The 2,347-nt window shown below is 78.1% G+C and carries 1 protein-coding gene and 1 pseudogene; both read right to left on the minus strand.

Annotated features, from left to right (window positions below; all coding sequences use genetic code 11):
• Positions 1–192: pseudogene (locus ABD317_RS35970) on the minus strand (hypothetical protein); the annotation flags it as partial.
• Positions 189–2,347: ATP-binding protein (locus ABD317_RS35975; RefSeq protein WP_344296102.1), on the minus strand; the 2,159-nt coding region annotated here is incomplete at its 5' end. The gene ABD317_RS35975 and the pseudogene ABD317_RS35970, both read right to left, overlap by 4 nt.

Below are 2,347 nucleotides of genomic sequence, written 5' to 3' on the forward strand. Positions count from 1 at the left end.
CTTGCCGCCGGCGCGGCGCCCGGGCCGGAGCGGCCCGGCACCGTCGTCCGCGGGACCGGAGTGCGGTGCGGGGCGGGCCTGTCCCGCGCCGGGGCTCTGCCGCGCGCGGCCGGTCGCGCCGTCCGTCTCGCGGAGCTGCAGCCCGGGACGCGTCGGGTGGGCGTCCGGTGCGCCCGCGGCGCGGGGTGTCATGTCCGGCGGCGGCGCAGCTGCCAGACGGTGAGCCCGGCGAGGACCGCGATCACGGCGGCGCCGCCGGCGAGCAGCGCCTCCGCCCACCGGTAGCGCGCCCAGCCCAGCTCGTACTCCCGCTCCAGCCGGGCCAGCGCCGCCGCCGCGGCCTCCCACCGCGCCGCGTCCGCCCCGCCCCGGGCCCGGTCCAGCTCCGCGGCGAAGTACCGCCGCCACGCCGCCCACACCGGCGTCGGCGTGTCCACCTGCCCCGCCGCGCTCTCCAGCCGGTCCAGCAGCTCGTCGCGCCCCTCGGCCGCCGCCCCCGGCAGCCCGCGCACGTCGCCCTCCGCCGCCGCGGCCGAGACCAGCAGCTGCCACAGGTACGACTCGTGCCCCAGCTCCGGCAGCTTCGCCAGCCCCTCGGCGAGCACCGCCCGCGCCTGCCCGTACCGGCCGCGCTCCATCAGGATCCGCGCCTCGATCTGCACCACCCGGAAGCTGCTCTGCGGCTCGGCGACGCTCGCGCCCGCCTCCTCGCGGGCCCCGGCGAGCAGCTCCTCCGCCCGGTCCAGGTCGCCGCGGAACAGCGCCAGGCAGGCGGCGGCCAGGGAGGCGAACGCGCGGGTCCTGGCCTGCGCCCCGTACGACCGCAGCCCCGCCAGCTCCCGCTCCGCGGCGTCCCACTCGCCGACGGAGATCATCGCGTCGACCAGGTTGCACCCGATGAAGGCGATCGAGTCGCGCAGACCCTGCTGCCGGGCCGCCACGAGGCCCGCCCGGGCCGCCTCGATCGCCGCGCGGGACCGGCCGGTCATCTCCAGCACGGACGCCAGGTTGTTGTGCGCCCGGCCGATCACGGTCGGGGCGCCGCAGCGGTCGGCGGCCTCGCGCAGCTCGTACAGCTCGGCGATGCCCCGGTCGACGTCGGCGGCGTGCGCACGCAGCGTGGCCAGCGTGATCCGCGCGTGCAGCTCGACCTCCGTGGCGCCGGCCCGCCGGGCCTCCGCCACCGCGCTCTCCGCCAGCGGGATGCTCTCCGGGTCCGGGCTGTGCAGCATCTTCCACACCGCGGCGGTCGCCAGCACGTCCGCCTTCACCGGCGACGACGGGCGGTCCGCGACCAGCTCCTGGGCCTTGCCCAGCTCCGCCCAGCCGTCGCCGCCGCCGCTGCCCACGACCTGCCACTGCCGCTCCAGCCAGAACCACGCCGCCCGCTCCGGCTCCGCCGTCTCGTCCAGCAGCTCCAGCGCCCGCCGGATCAGCGCGCGTGCCTGCTCGTGCGCGTCGTCCAGCCGGGCCGCGACGGTGGCCTCCGCGAGCAGGTCGATGAAGTGCAGGTGGGGCTGGTCGACGCAGCGGCACAGCGGATACGACTCCGCGTAGCGCGCGGTCGGCAGCTCGCGCAGCTGCTCCGCCGGCGCCTCGTCCCACAGCTCGATGGCCCGCTCCAGCAGCGCCAGCTGCTCGGCGAACGCGTGCCGCATCCCCGCCTCGTCGGCCGCCTTGAGCGCGGCGGGCAGGGCCCGCGCGGCGTCGCGGGCGTGGTACCAGTGGCTGGCCAGCCGGGCGGCGTGCTCCTCCGGGCGGACGAGCGCGGGGTCGGCGGCCAGCGCCTCGGCGTAGCGGCGGTTGAGCCGGGAGCGCTCGCCGGGCAGCAGGTCGTCGGCGGTGGCCTCGCGGAGCAGCGCGTGCCGGAAGCGGTAGCTGTCGGCGCCCGGGCCCTCCGCCGCGGGCAGCAGGATGCCGGCGTCGACGGCGGGCCGCAGCGCCTCGATCAGCTCCTCCTCGCCCTGCCCCGCCACGGCGAGCAGCAGCCCGAACTCCACCGTCGAGCCGGCCTCTGCGGCGGTCCGCAGCACCCGCTGCGTCGCCTCCGGCAGCGCCTCGACCCGTACCAGCAGCAGGTCGCGCAGCGACTCCGACAGCGCGGCCGGCGAGCCGCCGCAGTCCAGCAGGGCGGTCAGCTCCTCGACGAAGAAGGGGTTGCCGTCGGAGCGCTGGAAGATCGTGTCGACCAGGTGGGGCAGCGGCCCGGTGCCCTGGATCGCGGTGATCTGGCCGACGACCTCCTCGCGCGAGAAGCGCGCCAGCTCCACCCGCTGCACGGTGCGCAGCCGCTCCAGCTCGGCGAGGAAGGGGCGCAGCGGGTGGCGGCGGTGGATGTCGTCGGAGC

This window comes from Streptomyces synnematoformans (genome assembly GCF_039531005.1).
In the GTDB taxonomy this organism is placed as follows: domain Bacteria; phylum Actinomycetota; class Actinomycetes; order Streptomycetales; family Streptomycetaceae; genus Streptomyces; species Streptomyces synnematoformans.